This is a genomic window from Marinobacter zhejiangensis, from assembly GCF_900114775.1.
In the GTDB taxonomy this organism is placed as follows: Bacteria; Pseudomonadota; Gammaproteobacteria; order Pseudomonadales; family Oleiphilaceae; genus Marinobacter; species Marinobacter zhejiangensis.
Genome location: NZ_FOUE01000002.1, coordinates 876,911 through 893,349, shown reverse-complemented (window position 1 = coordinate 893,349; position 16,439 = coordinate 876,911). Strand labels below are relative to the sequence as shown.

Genomic DNA, 16,439 nt, shown 5'->3' with positions numbered 1-16,439 from the left:
TTTTCATAAATATTAGCGCGTAACTGTTTGATTATTCTTTGATCACCTCTGCATTGGCAGACTCAGGCGCAGGTGCGTGCCCTGCCGCCGGAAACAGGTCCGGCCAGGCTGCTTTGAGGTACAGCACCATCGACCATAACGTCAGGGCCGCTGCCAGGTAAAGCAGCACAGTGCCAACGTACGCCCAGGCAACACCGGGGGGAAATGCCAGCAGCATCACGATCGCGCCCATTTGTGCGGTGGTCTTTATCTTACCAATATAGGACACCGCCACACTCGCCCGGCTGCCCATTTCAGCCATCCATTCCCGCAGTGCGGAAATAACGATCTCCCGGCCAATAATAATGACGGCGGGCAGCGTCAGTATCACGCTGTGGTGCTCTTCAACCAGCACGGTCAGCGCAACGGCCACCATCAACTTGTCCGCTACCGGGTCGAGAAAGGCGCCAAATGGCGTGCTTTGGTCAAGCTTTCGGGCAAGGTAGCCGTCCAGCCAGTCGGTCGCCCCCGCCAGCGCAAAGATCGCGGCACTGACCACGTAACGCCATTCAACCGGGAGGTAGAACACCACCACAAAAACCGGAATCATCACGATGCGTGAAAGCGTCAGGATATTGGGTAAATTCATACAATCTTACTCGTTGTGTAACGCCGCATAGATGCTGTCTGCGAGGGATTTGCTGATTCCCCTCACCTTTGCAATTTCATCAACGCTGGCTTTGCGTATTTCCTGGATGCCACCAAAATACCGTATCAGGTCGCGGCGACGTTTTGGGCCAACACCCTCGATGCCTTCCAGCGTAGACTGGCGCCGCTTTTTATCTCGCCGTGCCCGGTGCCCAGTGATGGCAAATCGATGGGACTCGTCCCGAATGTGCTGTATCAGGTGCAATGCTGGTGAATCCGCCGGCACCCGGAAGACATCACCAGTCAGCGCGTCGATGAGCTGCTCCATGCCCGCACGCCGGGTTACCCCTTTGGCGACGCCAATCAGGGGAATATCAGAAATATTCAGCGACTCGAACACCTCACGTGCGATGTTGAGCTGCCCTTTACCGCCATCAATAAAGACCAGGTCCGGTCGCTTTCCGTCGCCCGCTGCCAACTTCTGGTAGCGTCGTGTAAGCACCTGGCGCATGGCGGCGTAATCGTCGCCAGCAGTCACCCCTTCAATGTTATATAGCCGATAATCCGACTTCAGGGGGCCATTCTCATCGAAAACCACACAGGATGCGACCGTATTTTCCCCGTGGCTGTGGCTGACGTCGAAGCATTCCATCCGTGACGGAGTCGCATCCAGCTCCAGCAAATCCCGCAACGCCAATAGCCGCCGATAGACCGTTTCCTTGCTGGCCAGATGCGTAAGTAGCGTCTGGCGGGCGTTGGTTTCGGCCAGTTCCAGCCATTTACGCCGTTCGCCACGAACGTTGCCGCGGATACGAACCTCCCGCCCTGCCGCCTCTGCCAGAGCCTGCTCAAGCAGCTCCCGTCCCTCAACATCCCCCGCGATCAGGATGTCCCTGGGAATGTCCCGTTTGACCTCACCGCCAAAATAGAACTGACCAAGAAACGCACCAATGAGCTCGGCATCGGACTGCTCGATGGAGTAGCGGGGAAAGTAGTCCTTGGTACCGAGTACACGCCCGCCGCGAACGACAATAACCACAACACACACCACACCGGCATCCTGAGCCAGGGCGATCACATCGGCATCGCCCCCCTCGCTATCGACCGACTGCTGTTCCTGGACATGACGAAGGTGGTTGATCTGGTCCCGGTAGGCACCGGCTTTCTCGAATTCAAGGGACTTCGCCGCACGCTCCATCGACTCCATCAGGTCATTGATGATCGCGGGGTTCTTTCCTTCGAGGAACATCGTGGCATGGCGAACGTCCTGCTGATACGCATCAGGGGTAATGTACTCGACACAGGGCGCCGTACAGCGATGAATCTGGTACTGCAAACAGGGCCTTGATCTATTCCTGAAATAGGCCTCATTACAAGACCTTATCTTGAATATCTTTTGTAGAATATTAAGACTTTCCTTGACTGCACCGGAGCTTGGGTAAGGCCCGAACCAGGTACCGCGGCCTTTTTTGGTACGCCCCCGGCGAAACGTCAGGGAGGGGTAATCGTCATGGGACGACAGGTAAATATAGGGATAGGACTTATCGTCCCGCATCAGGATATTGTACGGGGGGCGCAGCGATTTGATCAGGTTCTGCTCAAGAAGCAGAGCTTCCGTTTCACTGCCGGTGATGGTGACTTCGATACTCTGGATGCGACCGACCAACGCCTCTGTCTTCGGCGCCAGCCCGCTCTTGCGGAAGTAGCTGCTGACGCGCTTGCGCAGGTTTCGCGCCTTGCCGACATACAATATGCCGCCGTCGGCATCATACATTCGGTAGACGCCAGGGCGCTCGGTAAGCTGCTTCAGAAATCGGGAGGCGTCAAAGCCCTGACGTTGCTCTTCAGACCTTGTCGGCATCGAGCAATCCGAGCCGGACCGCCATCAAAGCCAATTCCACGTCGCTGGAAATGCCCAGCTTCTCAAAAATGCGATAGCGGTAACTGTTAACGGTTTTGGGGCTGAGGCAAAGCTTGTCGGAAATATCCTGAACTTTCTGGCAATCGACCACCATCATGGCGATCTGAAGCTCCCGCTCGGACAGGCGGTCAAAGGCCGACTCTCCGGCATCCGGGCCAACATCACCGCCCAGGTTCTTGAGCGCCATTTTCTGGGCAATTTCAGGGCTGATATAACGCTGGCCCGAGTGGGCCATACGGATGGCGCGTACCATCTCCCGAATGTCTGCGCCCTTGGTGACATAAGCTGTCGCACCGGCTTGCATCACTCGGGTGGGGTATGGATCATCGGCACAGGCGGTTACCACAATAACCCGGATGGCATCGTCGATCCGAAGGATACGCCGGGTCGCCTCAAGGCCACCGATGCCCGGCATACGGATATCCATCAGGACAATATCAGGGCTCTGCTGTCGAACGGTATCAATAGCTTCTTCACCAGACGATGCCTGCCCCACCACTTCGATGTCGGGGTCATCCGCCAGCATCCGGGTAATTCCGGACCGCACCAGTTCGTGGTCATCTACAACCAGTACCCTTATCAACACGCACCTCTCGCGGGTTCGACTAGCCAAAAAACACAGGGATTGTACCCCCTACGCCAACCAAGGGGTAGTGACGTCGATGCGCATCGTAGGGACCAGTTGATTAATATCAATTGGCTGCGCTGGCCACTGGACCAAGTCCAGCCGTATTTTCAGCCGGATCAAACCAGACCACCAACTCCCCCCGTCTGACGGCAGCCATGACCCGGCCACGCTCATCCATAGGGGATTCGAGGTCGTTCAGGCCATGGTATCGGGTACAGTATTCCTCCACCAACCCCATGAGCTGATCGTCCGGAATCAGGTCGGCATCGACCACAAAACGCTCCTGGCGGGGATCCCCATCAGAACTATCCATACTATTCTCTGGCTCCAGCCTGTTTATCCGGCCTATCCTACCGCTTCATCGGGACGTGGTAAAACGCGACGCGAGACTGTTCATGGTACGGGACTCATTCCTCAACGCTTCGCTTACTGCAAGGGTGCTGTCAACACTGGCAATAAGCTGCTCAGCACTCGAGTCCAGCGCCTTGGCGCGACGCCCAACCCGACCAATCTCCTCGCGCTGGGCCGCTACGGCCTGGCTGATGTCATCACTATGGGCCTCAAGTTCATCAAATTGCGATTTCATTCCTTCAAGATGGAGCTTCAGTGTCGTCAGGTTCGACCGATTCTGCCCGCCTGCCTCGCGCATTTCCGACAACAGCTGGCCAACATCAATAACTCCCCTCAAAAGTTCGTTGACCCACTGACGCACCTCTTCAGTCGATTCCGACGTGCGACGGGACAAATTGCGGACCTCGTCGGCAACAACCGCAAAGCCCCGCCCCTGGTCTCCGGCCCGCGCCGCTTCAATCGCTGCATTCAACGCCAGCAGGTTGGTCTGCTCGGCAATGTCGGCAATCACACCAATGACTCGTTCAATTTTTGTCGATGATTCATCAAGGACCTGGATCGAGCCGCTGACACGGTCAATCACATCCACCGCATGCTCAGCCGCCTGCTCACTGTTGCGAAGCTCGTTCTGCACCGCTTGATTTCGCTGTACGGCCGCGGTCACCGTTTGCCCGGAGTCCGCCGTTGCTTGCTCAATAGCCGATGCCTGGCTGGCGATTTCCATCATGGAGTGGTTGACGTCCCCGATCTGTTTCCGGGTCGTCACCGAGCTTTCCTGCACTTCGTGGGCCTGCCGTTCCAGAGTTTCAGAGCGTTCGCTCACGTGCTTCGCAGCTCCCCGGATATCATCGATAAACTGCTCAAACCGATAAACCAGCCCCGCCAGAGCAGAACCGACACTGGCCACTTCGTCCGATCCGCCCACTCTCGGCAACCGGGACAGATCGGATGCGGATTCCATTGCCAGCAGGTCCCGCTCAATGCCTTGCAAGCGAACGATAACGGTTTTACGCAGCCAGAAGGTGATGATCACGATGGCCAGCAGCGCCAACGATGCCCCGAAGACCAAGCCTTGCTGGCGACGCTGGAGGTAGTCCAGCAGCAGCGACGATTCCGCCTCTAGCTGCTGCCGACTCTCTGTCTGTCGTGCGTTGATCGCCGCCAGCATGGGTTCTATTGCAGGGAACAAATGAAAATCAACAACCTGCCCAACCCGGTAGTAGCTTTCCTCCTGAATGCCTTCCGACATACTTGAGACCAGCTCACTGACCCGGTCATAGGCCTCCTGCTGCTCACTCGCCCAACCTTCGAGCGCTGGGGTGCCGCTTACAGCCGCCCAGTGCTTTACGAGGTTGTCGGAGATTTCGCCAAACTCCGCGTGAATGTCAGACCACAGCAAAAGCTGGGCTTTTATCTTGAACGCCAACCCCTGTAGGCGCCGGTGGTCTGAGTCAAGATCACTCAGCACCCAGGACTCTGCGAGGTCGCCGGAAACGACCTGATGGGTTGCCTGCTCAGCTCGGCTCATGATCGCCCAGGCGGTGAATGCGAGCAATGAAACAGCAGCGGTTGAAAGCGCTGCGAAGAAGAGAATGCGACTGCGGACGGTCTTGAGCATGGCGCCTACCCGAGAAATGTGTCCGGGCAGGGTATGAAGCCTTCATGACAATTTTGTTTCAGCCCATTCATCGAGGCCTAAAACAAACAAGAAATAACACCGTTTAACAGAGCGAGACTCTTCCCAAGCTAGGATGGCGCAGGGTAACGTAATTACTCCATACGATCTGAACGACAGGGAGGCCTCACCATGGCCATTAAACGCTGGACATTGATTGTGCAGGGCCGGGTTCAAGGGGTGTACTACCGCGCGACCACCCAGAAGACGGCTGCCGGACTGGGGCTGACTGGCTATGCCTTCAATCTTCCGGACGGCGGTGTAGAAGTCGTGGCCGAGGGAGAGACCGAGATCCTGGAAGCGCTTCACCAATGGTGCAAGGAAGGCCCGCCAGCAGCCAGAGTTGAGCGGGTCAGCGTCAGCAAAAGCGAGGCAACCGGCGAGTTCGCCGACTTCTCAATTCGACGCTAATGACCCCCACCAGACTTTTTTGAAAAAATTCCGGAATCGGAGTTGCCAAAACAAGGCAAAACCATTAAAGTTTGCGCCCTCGAATCAGCACACTGATTTTGAACACATTATCAGTGGATCGACACAGTTTTAGGAGAGGTGTCCGAGTGGCTGAAGGAGCACGCCTGGAAAGTGTGTATACGTTAATAGCGTATCGAGGGTTCGAATCCCTCCCTCTCCGCCAATATAAAGCCTTGATCTACATCGCGTAGCTCAAGGCTTTTTTCGTTTTTGGGACAAGTTTGGGGCAAAAGGGCTCACCCCTCCCCTCAAGCCATCTTCGCCCCTAACCAGGCCGCCCCGCGGACGCCACTGGAATCACCATGCACCGCCTTCAAAATCGGGGTATCACACTCCCCTCCAAACACCCAGGACGACAGATAGCCTGGTAAGCGGTCATAGATCTCATCGACGTTCGACATCCCTCCGCCCAGCACGATCGCATCCGGATCGACCACGTTGATAACCGACGCCAGCCCCCTGGCAAGGTGCCCGAGGTAAGTCTCCAGGCTCCAGTTTGCGGCCTCGTCGCCTCGCCTTGCTCCATCAACGATGGCGGCTGGCGCCAGCGCATCCCCCCAGCGAAGCCGATGGGTCAGTGCAAAACCCGGCCCCGAGAGAAACGTTTCCACACATCCGGACTGCCCACAGAAGCAAGGTCGTTTATCCAGGTCAGCCTGAGGGGTCCACGGCAACGGGTTGTGCCCCCACTCGCCCGCAACGCCATTCGGCCCCATCAACACACTGCCCGAGACGCTGATGCCAGAACCACATCCGGTTCCGAGAATCACCGCCAACACCACGTCATATCCACGACCGGCGCCATCGGTCGCCTCAGAGAGCGCGAGGCAGTTTGCGTCGTTGGTCAGGGTGACGCGGCGGCCCAGGAGAGCCTGAAGATCCTCACCCAGGGGGCGGCCATTCAACCATGTGGAATTACCATTCTTGACGCACCCGGTCAGCCTGGACACAGAGCCGGGAATGCCCACCCCGACCGGCACCCCCCTCACTCCGGCGTGAGCCTCCGCAGCCTCGACCAGGCTCTGAATAGTCGCCAACGTACCGGCATAGTCGCCCTTAGGGGTATCGGTTCGCGCCCGATAGTGCTCCTCGCTCTGACGATCCAACAGAATGACCTCGGTTTTAGTCCCCCCCAGATCGACACCGATCATCCACCGTTGCAACATACCCACTCCTCTTCCTAACATCCCCTGATACCCCGGACCGGCGGCCATCCCCTATTTCCCCAGTCGGCCGGATTCAGGCACACTGCCCGACCCGTCCGTCCATATTGGCCAGATCATGACCCTGACCCAGATCTTTTTCCATACCCTGGAGACAACCCTTCCCGTCTTCGCAATGGTATTTCTGGGGCTCGGCCTCCGCCGCGTCGGTTGGATAGACGCAAACTTCATCAACACGGCCTCTTCATTGGTCTTCAAGGCCACGCTGCCCACCCTGGTATTCCTGAGCATCATTCGCGCCGATCTGGCCACCGCCCTGAACCTGCAGTTGCTGACCTACTACCTGGTAGCGACAATCGCCGGATTTGGATTCTGCTGGCTTTGGGCCACATGGAGAGTTCCCTACCGGGATCGCGGTGTCTACATTCAGGGATCGTTTCGAGGGAATTGCGGCATTGTCGGGCTGGCCCTGGCGGCAAGCCTGTACGGGGACTACGGCCTATCAGCCGGGGGCATTCTTCTGGGGCTGGTGATCATCACCTACAACACTCTGTCGGTAGTCGCGCTGTCCGCCTATCAGCCCGGCCGCTCGGCCAGCCTGAAGGATATGAGCAAAGACATCCTTAAAAACCCGTTGATCCTGGCGGTCCTGGCAGCCATCCCCGTTGCCTGGAGTGGCATCAGCCTCCCCGGCTGGGTCATGACCAGCGGCAATTATTTTGCCTCACTCACGTTACCGCTCGCACTGCTGTGCATCGGCGGAACGCTCTCCCTGAAAGCCATACGCTCAGACCAGCGCGCTGCCACCAGCGCCAGCCTGATGAAGATGGTTGTTTTGCCTGCCTTGTGCACGCTAGGCGCCTGGTTCGCCGGTTTTCGCGGCCAGGAGCTGGGACTGATGATGCTGTTTTTCGCGAGCCCAACCGCCGCCGCCAGCTTTGTCATGGTTAAAGCCTTTGGCGGCAATGACCGCTTGGCAGCCAACATCATCGCCCTGACCACACTGCTGGCCAGCATCACCGTTACACTTGGGATTTTCGTTTTGCGAACCCTGGCTGGCGCATAAGCCCTTCGCGGACGAATCAGCGCACCGGCGCCGGGGATGTTCGCATACGCCACAGCACCATGATCAGCCCATGGACGATCAGGAAAGGTATCGCCAGATAGACCACGCCCTGCCACCCCAGGCCGCTAAGCACGCTCCCCGCAGACAATGCGGCGACCGCCTGTACGCCAAAGATCAACAGGTCATTCATGCCCTGGACCCGGAATCGCTCCTCAGCCTGGTAGGCTTGCGGTAGCAATGTTGTCCCCGCAACGAACAGCAAGTTCCAGCCCACCCCGAGCAATATAAGGGCGCTGACAAAATGGGCAAAGCTAACGCCGCTGGTGGCAATGACCACGCACGCCAGGTAGCTCGCCAGCCCCCATACCATCATCCAGGCCAGTCCCAGTCGCCGGGTTAGCCACCCACTGACCAGTGAAGGAAGGTACATCGCCAGGATATGGAGCTGGATAACCAGCTTGGCATCCTCAACCCCATGACCCGCCATCTCCGTCATGCTCAATGGCGTAGCCGTCATGATAAAGCTCATCAAACCATAGCCGATGGCGGCCGAACTCACCGCAACCCAGATAACCGGTTGCAGCAGGATTTCCCCCAGGGGGCGCCCGCCGGTGGATGAGCCACTACCGGATACCTTGCCTCCGTCGTGGAAACCGACCATCACAACCACGGCCGCCAGCAGCTGAACACCAGCCAGCGCCAGCCAGCCGGTGATAAAAGAGTCGCCATCCCCGGAGTACCCCAGCACCGCCAGTTCCGGCCCGAGCCAGGCGGCAACCATGCCACCAAGAAGCACCCGGGCTGCAGCGCTACCCGCAAGGGCCTCTGGCACCGCTTCCATTGCCGCAAACCGGTATTGATGGACCACCGCCAGGGCCATTCCACCAATGAACGCAGCGGCGCACACCAGGAAAAAACTTTCCTGCTTGGAAGCCAGAGCACCCAGTCCAGCCGCAAAGGCGCCGACCAACGCGCCCAGCAACATAACAGGCTTGCGCCCCCAGGTCGCCATCAAGCCGGTTACCGGTCTGACAGCGAAGACTGTACCGACCACCACCAGAGCCACCGGCAGCGTTGCAAAACCCGGGGATGGCGCGAGAGCCAGCCCCTGCAAACTGCCAATGAATACGATAAAAGGCGCTGTACACATGGCCAGCGACTGCGCCACCACGAGCGTCCAGACACTCAGAGGCATGACGGGTACCTATTTTTTTCGGTAGATGATGCCGGGGTGACACTGCACCATTTCGTACAGGTCAGAAAGCCCGTTGAGGGATTCGGAAGAGCCCAGGATTAGGTAGCCCCCCGGGTTCAGGGTGCCATGAATTCGGGTCAGAATGTCTTTCTTGAGCTCGGCGGAGAAATAGATCAGCACGTTGCGACAGAACACGATGTCAAACTTTCCGAGCATGTAGCGCTCAAGCAGGTTCAGCTCCCGGAAGTCCACCATGCGCTTGATCTGGGGCTGAATCTGCCAGCCACCGTTCAGTGAGGGTGAAAAGAACGCCTTCTGCCGTTCTGGGGACAGCCCCCGGCCAATGGCGATCATCTCGTACTCACCGCGACGGGCAACCTCAAGCACACTCTTGGAAATGTCCGTTGCGGTAATTTTCACATCCCGCAGGCGACCCGGCCGGAGCTGGCGAAATTCTTCAATGATCATCGCAACAGAGTAAGGCTCTTGCCCGGTGGAACAGGCCGACGACCAGATTTTGAGCGAACCGGAGGGGTTCGATTCCGCAAACTCAGGTAGCAGTTTTTCATTGAGGATTCGAAAGGGATGGTTATCCCTGAACCAGAGCGTCTCGTTGGTTGTCATCGCATCAATGACAACTTCCCTCAAATTGCTACGCCCCGGGCGCTGGATACTGGCCAACAACTCGCCAATGCCCGCCATTTTTTGCTCTTCAAGGATCCGGCGCAGCCGGCTTTTCACCAGGTACTGCTTGTTGTCGCCCAAGAGGATGCCGCACGCATCCTGCAGGAATGTCTTGAACGCCTCGTATTCCTGTTGCGTGATATCTGCTTTCATTAGGTCTCTGTATTTAATCCGTTAAAGCCACCGCGCCGTTACTGGCGGTCAATGACATCCATCACCCGCTCAGCCAGCTCATCAGGAATGAACTTGGCCATGAAATCATTCGCACCGACTTTCTGGACCATGGCTTGGTTGAACACGCCGCTGAGGGACGTGTGGAGCATAATGTACAGATCACAGAGTGCCGGGTCACCCTTGCAGTGTGTCACCAGGGTGTAGCCATCCATTTCAGGCATCTCGACATCAGAGATCACTAGCGATAGATGATCCGATGCCCGGGAGCCATCGGCGGTGATTTCCCGCAGGTATTCCAGTGCCTGCTTGCCATCATTTTTGGTAATGACATCCAGACCAATCGCGGCAACGCAACGCTCAATCTGGCGCCTCGCCACCGACGAATCATCAACAACAAGTACCGGCAATATGGTGCTTCTGTCTTTGGTGTTTTTGCTGAGAACCTCTTCGTCAACATCTTCCTTCAGCGGAGAAACCTCTGCAAGTACCTTTTCTACATCTATGATTTCAATAAGCTTATCATCTAGCTTGGTAACGGCTGTCAGGTAGACTTCGCGCCCAGCCCCTTTAGGTGGAGGAAGAATTTCCTCCCAGTTCATGTTGATAATCCGGTCTACCCCCGCCACCAGGAAACCCTGGGTTTTGCGATTGTACTCGGTAATGATGACAAAGCTTTTTGAAAGGTCCTCGGCAGGAATTCCTGGCAACCGGATCGCCATCCCAAGATCAATGATAGGTATGGTCTCACCGCGAATATGGGCAACGCCTCGCACAACTGGCTGGCTGTTCGGGATCGATGACATCTTCGGGCATTGCAACACTTCCTTCACCTTGAAGACGTTAATGCCATAAACCTGTCGCCCCCGCAGGCGAAACAGCAACAATTCGAGTCGGTTCTGACCAACGAGTTGCGTTCGTTGGTTGACGCTGTCCAGTACACCGGCCATTACTGCGATCTCCTGCTTAGCCATACCGGCAACCCGGCACGCTTATTGCTGTCACACCCATCAATGCCAATTTTTTGGCCCTAAACTCTAAATAGCGGCCAAGCGCCGGAATTCTTTAGCTAACCACCGGCCGTTGTTAACGAAAGCATAGGACAAACCAAGGCAAATGCGTACGCTCATTTTACTGGTCTCATTGCTCGCCACCTCAGCGGTGTTGGCCGACAGCGGCCATGATACCACTGGGGAAATCCGGGAGGCAGCGAACCACTTCCTGAGCCAGTTCAGCGAAACCCAGTCCCGTGCCGGCTATACCGTAGAGTACGAACTCGGCACCCTCGACCCGCGACTCACCCTGGCGCCCTGCGCCCAGGCCATCAGCGCCGATTTCAACAGCGACCCTTGGGCATCGTCCCAGCCAACCTTGCTGGTGACCTGCACCGCCAGTCGCCCCTGGCGAATCTTTCTGCCGGTATCCCTGAGCATCAAGGGTGCGGTCTACACGGCGGCTCGTCCACTGGGTCGCGGCGAACGCATTACCGCACTCATGCTCTCTCAGGAGTCCGGCGAACTGAACAACAGCCGCCGCGCACCGGTTTCCCGGATTGAGGATTTGGTGGGCAAGGAAATGACCCGCTCAGTCAATCGCGGCACAGTACTTACCTCCGACCTGATCGTTGAGCCAGACGCGGTGCAAAGGGGTGACCATGTTATGATCGTCGCCCGCTCTGGCAACTATACCGTCAGAACCCGTGGCAAAGCCCTCGCCAACGGACAACAGGGCGAACAGGTCATGGTGGAAAACCTGTCATCACAGCGCAGGGTCCGGGGACGTGTCATTGGCCCCGGTATGGTTGAAATACCGATGTGAATGGGCCGACGGGCACGCGGCGACGGCTTGCCACATCGCATGCCGAAACCGGCAAACCGTGGCCGCCTCGGAGTAACTGAAAAGTTTCTCCGGAAAATTGCTAAAGAATGTAAACCGGCAGCCGATAACCCGGTAAATGCCCACAACCTGGCCGTGGTGCCGGTTGCAGCTCACACACTACGTAAGCAGGAAGATTGCCATGTCAGTTGACTTCAATGGAATTGGCTCCGGCCAGGTCAACAGCCAGAAAGCCTCAGCGGCAAAGCCCGATGGCAGCGCCAAAACACCGCAGTCGCCGGTAGAGCAGGCTCAAACCCAGTCTGCACGGGGCGAAAGCGTTAAGCTCAGTGCCCAGGCCAAAAACCTGAAGCAGCTTGAGGAACGCCTCAACGCCTATCCAGAAATGGATGATGCGCGCATTGAGCAGATTAAATCCGCTCTCGCCGACGGCTCTTACAAAGTGGATGCTGAAAAGCTGGCCCAGAAAATGCTTGATATGGATAAAAGCATTTTTGGGTGAGTAATACGATGGCTGCAATCGATACGTTGAAGAACCTGCTGAACGAAGACATCCGCCAGCTTGACGAGCTGGCCGAGCTTCTCAAGCTGGAAAAGCAGAAACTCGCAGAGTCCGACGTCCAGTCACTTGAAGCACTGACTGCCAAAAAAAACGCCTTACTCCAGATGGTACGGGAACGTGCCAAACAAAAAATCCACGCGTTGGTGGATATGGGGTTTCGCCCCGATAATGGCCAACCAACCCAGTTTATCCAGTCCAGCGGGCTCGCTGACCTGATTGAAAGCTGGTCGAGCGCAGAACAACGCCTCCGCGAATGCAAACGGCTCAATCAAGTCAATGAGCGTGTCGTCGGCAATCTGCAAAAGCGCCTCGCCCGCCTCAGCGATATCTTCCGGGGTACAACCGGACACCAGAAACTTTATGGCGCCAGCGGGCATCAGACCACGGTCACTCAAACCACCGTGCTGGCCAGCGCCTGAAGCAAATTCCTGAGGGTTATACCGGCCTATTCCCGATTAACGCGTGTATACCCGCATGTGAGACCCCGCCTGGAACTGGATGTCCGACAGCGTGACATTGCCCAGTGATGATGAGGCGCCCGCACTGACACGGATATTGTTCATGGCAACCTGCTCGATACGCTCTGGCAACGCGAGCTCAAGCACACCGCTCTCCGACACCTGGTAGCGGGGTTCCCCTTCCCGGTAATGCACACCAATTATGGACAGGTCTGAGTGCAAGAAATTCAGCACCGGAATAAAGGTACTGACAGCAAACTTCAGGCCCTCGATAGCATCGGTATACTCGTCGGCTAACGAGCCACCGGCACTGTCCCTCGCAGCTTCCGCCATGGCACGAACGGTTTGAACCTTCGCTAAAAAGTCCCCGGCGTCCTGCCCGGTTGAGGCAGACAGCTCTTCGTCCGTCATCGGAGACAGTCCGGCAGTTTCATACAGCTGACCGGCCGATTGCGCCGCCGGAGTCACCTGAGTGTTTGTCGCTGCCAGTGAAACCAGCGGCTGAAAAGGCATGGTGACCATTGTCACCAAAGCGGCTGCACTCCTGTACCTCGCCTGATGGCGCAATACGCGCCGCAGGTCCCGTTCACTGATGCAACCTAACCCGACGAGCACTTCCCCAAGCCGTTGCCCAGACTCCCGCTGATGTCGCAGACCCTGTTCCAGCTGAGCTTCGCTGATGTACCCTCGATTGACCAGGAGTCGACCGAGCCTGGATTTTTCCTGATGACCGTGACTGATATCCACAGAATCCCCCATTGAATAACTGGAAAAACCGTACAGCCCGGCCCGGTTATCAAAGTTATGATCATGCGATATGTCGCTTTAGTACAGAAACCGTTGGCGTGTTTGCGTAACGTCAGGTGTCGGCGCGTCGCAACCCAAGGCCCGCCTGTAACGTTTCATTTCCAGGCACGACTTACTGTAAATGCAGTTGATTCTGGTAGACTCTGGACCTAACCAGTGACTGCATTATTCCCTACCTGATTAAACACGAGGCCCATCAGCGTGACGACCGCCAAAAAGAAAAATTCGGTAAAACTATTCCAGAGCCTGACCAGACAACTGACCCTTGCTGCCCTCCTGATATCTGGATCAGCTTCCTGGGCCGGTGACGATGCCGAGGTTCTGCCCAAGGTGGCAATCCAGACCTCTGAGGGCACCATGGTACTTACTCTGAGACCCGACGTTGCGCCCGAAACCGTCAAGAACTTCCTGGAGTATGTGGATAGCGGTTTTTATGAAGGCACTATTTTCCACCGGGTCATTCCCGGCTTCATGATCCAGGGCGGCGGTTTCGATCAGGGCCTCGCCCGCAAGTCCACCAACGACCCGGTTCGCAACGAGGCTTCCCCCACACTGCGTAACCTTCGTGGCACTATCGCGATGGCTAGAACGAACGACCCGCACTCAGCGACGTCTCAGTTCTTTATTAATGTGGTCGACAACGCCTTCCTTAACGCGGGCGCACGCGGCCCCGGGTACGCAGTGTTCGGCAGGGTAACCGATGGCCTGGGCGTGGCCGATGCCATCGCCAGCAAAGCCACCCGCTATAGTGGCGGAATGGCTGACGTCCCCGTGGAACCCATCATCATTGAGCGTATTGAACGCCTGGAGCCAACCGCTCAGTGAGTTCTCAGGGAGCAAACCGGCGGGTTTCAATCGCGCCGGCCAGCATCGCCTGGCACGATGGGGTTCCGGAATCCACGGATTTCGGTGATGTCTATTTCAGCCGTGACAATGGCCTGGAAGAAACCCGCTACGTCTTTCTCCAGCACAACCGGCTCGACGAGCGCTTTCGGGCGCTGTGCGACGGAAGCCAGTTCGTGATCGCCGAATCAGGGTTTGGAACCGGGTTGAATTTTCTGGCCGCCTGGCAGTGTTGGCGGGACTCAAACGCTGCCGACGGTGCCACGTTGCATTTTGTCAGTGTTGAGAAATTCCCGCTTACCCCCGACGACCTGAAACAGGCCCATGACCTCTGGCCAGAGCTGGCCGATCTCGCCCAAGAGCTTCAGGCAAACTACCCCGAATTGGTGGGCGGGGTGCACCGTCTTGTCCTGGATGGTGGGCGGGTTCGCCTGACGCTGTTTTTTGGCGACGCCCTTGACGGCTGGCAGGAACTTGAATTCAAGGCAGATGCCTGGTTTCTGGATGGCTTTGCCCCCTCGCTAAACCCCCAGCTCTGGGTGGATGATGTTGTGTCAGCCGTTCAGAAACACAGCAAACCAGGCACGTCCGTCGCCACCTTTACGGCAGTCGGCCGGGTAAGGCGGGCGTTGATTGCAGCCGGCTTTGACATGGCGAAGGTGCCCGGCTATGGCCGAAAGCGTGAAATGCTGGCCGGCACGTTTAAAGGCAACCCGACCAGCCCAACGGAAACCGTACCCGTTCCCGACACCCTATTACCCCAACCAGACCAACAACCGGCCAAGTCCGTTATCATCGTTGGCGCCGGGGTCGCGGGAACACAGCTTGCTCACAACCTGGCACAGCGGGGCGTTCGCGTGACCGTGGTGGATTCCGCCAGCAAGCCAGGGAGCGGCGCCTCAGGCAACCTCCAGGGCGCCCTCTACGTCAAGCTCGGCGTGGACTACAGCCCACAAACCCAGCTTGCCCTGTCTGCCCTGCTGCACGCCCAAAGGAGCTACGCCCCACTTGAACACAACGCCTGGTTTCCCAGCGGGGTATTGCAGATTGCCTACAGTGAGGCCGAGCGCCTGCGGCACCAGAAATTCCTCGCCAACAATGACTACCCACGATCAGTCCTTCGGCCTGTAACCCCCGAGCAAGCCAGTAAGCTTGCCGGGGTCCCAGTGGCGCAATCTGGGCTTTGGTTCGCCAATAGCGGATGGCTTAAGCCTGCACGCCTTTGTGAGCAATACCTGAAAAACCGTCATATCTCGTTTCAAGCCAGCTATCACGTCCACACTATCGATTACCTGGATGGCCAATGGCGGATAGCCGACCCGCAGGGTCAAGTGCTGGTCGCAGACGAGCTGGTCTTGTGTGCCGGTCACCGGATCCAGGAACTGCTGCCAAAAGACCAGTATCGCTTCAAACCTATTCGTGGGCAGGTGACGCTGGTGGATGAGGAGTCGATCAACCCACCGTCATGCGTGGTCTGTGGCAACCGTTACCTTAACCCCGCGGATCAGGGTACCTGCCTGACCGGCGCAACGTTTGACCTGAGAGATGACAATCCGGAGCTGTCGGCAGGCAGCCAGCAGGAAAATATCGGCTCGCTGATGGACATGCTGCCCGGCGTCTTCAAACGCAGTCCCTCCCCTGACGAACCACTATCAGGCCGGGTTGGGTTTCGCTGCACCACCCACGACTACCAACCGGTGGCCGGGCAGCTCGGTGCTCAGGACTACCCCGGCCAGCCTGCACCGTACTTACTTACCGGTCTTGGCAGTAAAGGGCTCAGCTACGCCCCACTGCTGGCGGAGTATCTTGCTGATGTTATCACCGGCCAGCCCCAAGCACTGCCCATCTCGATCTCCCGGCGCCTGCGACCGGAACGGTGCCGCAACCAGGCCTGAACCCCCTCAAGAAAAGCCGCCATCCGCCGTTAACCAGTTACAACACCAGCGGAATGAAGAACGAATACGGATAAGGCACAAACGGT

General features: G+C 57.4%; 17 protein-coding genes and 1 tRNA gene. 8 read left to right on the top strand and 10 right to left on the bottom strand.

Going from position 1 to position 16,439, the window contains the following annotated elements:
* Nucleotides 1–31: 31 nt before the first annotated feature.
* The 5 genes from pgsA to BMZ67_RS09455 form a co-directional block, all read right to left on the bottom strand.
* On the bottom strand, nucleotides 32–628 hold the full coding sequence (gene pgsA / locus BMZ67_RS09475) for a CDP-diacylglycerol--glycerol-3-phosphate 3-phosphatidyltransferase (RefSeq protein ID WP_092021920.1): 597 nt from the start codon (nucleotides 626–628) through the stop codon (nucleotides 32–34).
* Nucleotides 629–634: 6 nt separating this feature from the next.
* Nucleotides 635–2,488 carry an excinuclease ABC subunit UvrC gene (uvrC, locus tag BMZ67_RS09470; protein ID WP_092021918.1) on the bottom strand — a complete coding sequence of 618 codons (1,854 nt, stop codon included), beginning with the start codon at nucleotides 2,486–2,488 and terminating at the stop codon, nucleotides 635–637.
* Complete coding sequence (uvrY, locus tag BMZ67_RS09465; RefSeq protein ID WP_092021916.1) at nucleotides 2,472–3,131, bottom strand: UvrY/SirA/GacA family response regulator transcription factor; 660 nt, start codon at nucleotides 3,129–3,131, stop codon at nucleotides 2,472–2,474. The genes uvrC and uvrY overlap by 17 nt, the downstream gene beginning before the upstream one ends.
* Nucleotides 3,132–3,240: 109 nt before the next feature.
* Nucleotides 3,241–3,489: a YheU family protein gene (locus BMZ67_RS09460; RefSeq protein WP_092021914.1), complete on the bottom strand. Its 249-nt coding sequence runs from the start codon at nucleotides 3,487–3,489 to the stop codon at nucleotides 3,241–3,243.
* A 45-nt stretch (nucleotides 3,490–3,534) separates the two neighbouring features.
* Nucleotides 3,535–5,145 carry a methyl-accepting chemotaxis protein gene (locus BMZ67_RS09455; protein ID WP_092021912.1) on the bottom strand — a complete coding sequence of 537 codons (1,611 nt, stop codon included), beginning with the start codon at nucleotides 5,143–5,145 and terminating at the stop codon, nucleotides 3,535–3,537.
* 189 nt (nucleotides 5,146–5,334) lie between these two features.
* On the opposite strand from BMZ67_RS09455, the gene yccX reads away from it, so the two are divergent.
* Together yccX and BMZ67_RS09445 are read left to right on the top strand one after the other, a co-directional pair.
* Entirely contained in the window at nucleotides 5,335–5,613 is a 279-nt protein-coding gene (gene yccX / locus BMZ67_RS09450; RefSeq protein ID WP_092021910.1) for an acylphosphatase, read from the top strand.
* A gap of 132 nt (nucleotides 5,614–5,745) precedes the next feature.
* Nucleotides 5,746–5,836 (top strand) — tRNA-Ser (locus BMZ67_RS09445).
* A gap of 85 nt (nucleotides 5,837–5,921) precedes the next feature.
* Here BMZ67_RS09445 and BMZ67_RS09440 read toward each other — a convergent pair.
* A complete protein-coding gene (locus tag BMZ67_RS09440; RefSeq protein WP_092021908.1) occupies nucleotides 5,922–6,839 on the bottom strand; it encodes an ROK family protein in 918 nt (305 codons plus the stop codon).
* Between the two features lie 115 nt (nucleotides 6,840–6,954).
* Here BMZ67_RS09440 and BMZ67_RS09435 point away from each other — a divergent pair, with 115 nt between their 5' ends.
* A complete protein-coding gene (locus tag BMZ67_RS09435) occupies nucleotides 6,955–7,902 on the top strand; it encodes an AEC family transporter (protein ID WP_092021906.1) in 948 nt (315 codons plus the stop codon).
* 16 nt (nucleotides 7,903–7,918) lie between these two features.
* On the opposite strand, the gene BMZ67_RS09430 is transcribed toward BMZ67_RS09435, so the two are convergent.
* From BMZ67_RS09430 to BMZ67_RS09420, 3 genes are read right to left on the bottom strand one after another with little or no spacing between them, the layout of a single operon-like run.
* Complete coding sequence (locus BMZ67_RS09430) at nucleotides 7,919–9,097, bottom strand: MFS transporter (protein ID WP_092021904.1); 1,179 nt, start codon at nucleotides 9,095–9,097, stop codon at nucleotides 7,919–7,921.
* A 9-nt stretch (nucleotides 9,098–9,106) separates the two neighbouring features.
* Nucleotides 9,107–9,934, bottom strand: coding sequence for a CheR family methyltransferase (locus BMZ67_RS09425; protein WP_092021902.1), 828 nt, complete (start codon nucleotides 9,932–9,934; stop codon nucleotides 9,107–9,109).
* Between the two features lie 38 nt (nucleotides 9,935–9,972).
* On the bottom strand, nucleotides 9,973–10,902 hold the full coding sequence (locus BMZ67_RS09420) for a chemotaxis protein CheV (RefSeq protein WP_092021900.1): 930 nt from the start codon (nucleotides 10,900–10,902) through the stop codon (nucleotides 9,973–9,975).
* Between the two features lie 166 nt (nucleotides 10,903–11,068).
* On the opposite strand from BMZ67_RS09420, the gene flgA reads away from it, so the two are divergent.
* From flgA to BMZ67_RS09405, 3 genes are all read left to right on the top strand, one after another.
* Nucleotides 11,069–11,770, top strand: coding sequence for a flagellar basal body P-ring formation chaperone FlgA (flgA, locus tag BMZ67_RS09415; RefSeq protein ID WP_092021898.1), 702 nt, complete (start codon nucleotides 11,069–11,071; stop codon nucleotides 11,768–11,770).
* A gap of 199 nt (nucleotides 11,771–11,969) precedes the next feature.
* Entirely contained in the window at nucleotides 11,970–12,290 is a 321-nt protein-coding gene (gene flgM / locus BMZ67_RS09410) for a flagellar biosynthesis anti-sigma factor FlgM (protein WP_092021896.1), read from the top strand.
* Between the two features lie 8 nt (nucleotides 12,291–12,298).
* The gene (locus BMZ67_RS09405) at nucleotides 12,299–12,769 is read left to right on the top strand and encodes a flagella synthesis protein FlgN (protein ID WP_092021895.1); all 471 of its coding nucleotides are present in this window, start codon (nucleotides 12,299–12,301) and stop codon (nucleotides 12,767–12,769) included.
* Between the two features lie 36 nt (nucleotides 12,770–12,805).
* On the opposite strand, the gene BMZ67_RS09400 is transcribed toward BMZ67_RS09405, so the two are convergent.
* The gene (locus BMZ67_RS09400; RefSeq protein WP_092022141.1) at nucleotides 12,806–13,555 is read right to left on the bottom strand and encodes a cyclic di-GMP-binding domain-containing protein, MshE-related; all 750 of its coding nucleotides are present in this window, start codon (nucleotides 13,553–13,555) and stop codon (nucleotides 12,806–12,808) included.
* Between the two features lie 306 nt (nucleotides 13,556–13,861).
* Between BMZ67_RS09400 and BMZ67_RS09395 the strand changes: the two genes are divergently transcribed.
* Nucleotides 13,862–14,440, top strand: a complete 579-nt coding sequence (locus tag BMZ67_RS09395) for a peptidylprolyl isomerase (protein ID WP_092022139.1) — start codon at nucleotides 13,862–13,864, stop codon at nucleotides 14,438–14,440.
* Nucleotides 14,437–16,353: a bifunctional tRNA (5-methylaminomethyl-2-thiouridine)(34)-methyltransferase MnmC2/FAD-dependent 5-carboxymethylaminomethyl-2-thiouridine(34) oxidoreductase MnmC1 gene (gene mnmC, locus BMZ67_RS09390; protein WP_092021892.1), complete on the top strand. Its 1,917-nt coding sequence runs from the start codon at nucleotides 14,437–14,439 to the stop codon at nucleotides 16,351–16,353. Before BMZ67_RS09395 ends, mnmC begins: the two co-directional genes overlap by 4 nt.
* The last annotated feature ends 86 nt before the right edge of the window (nucleotides 16,354–16,439 follow it).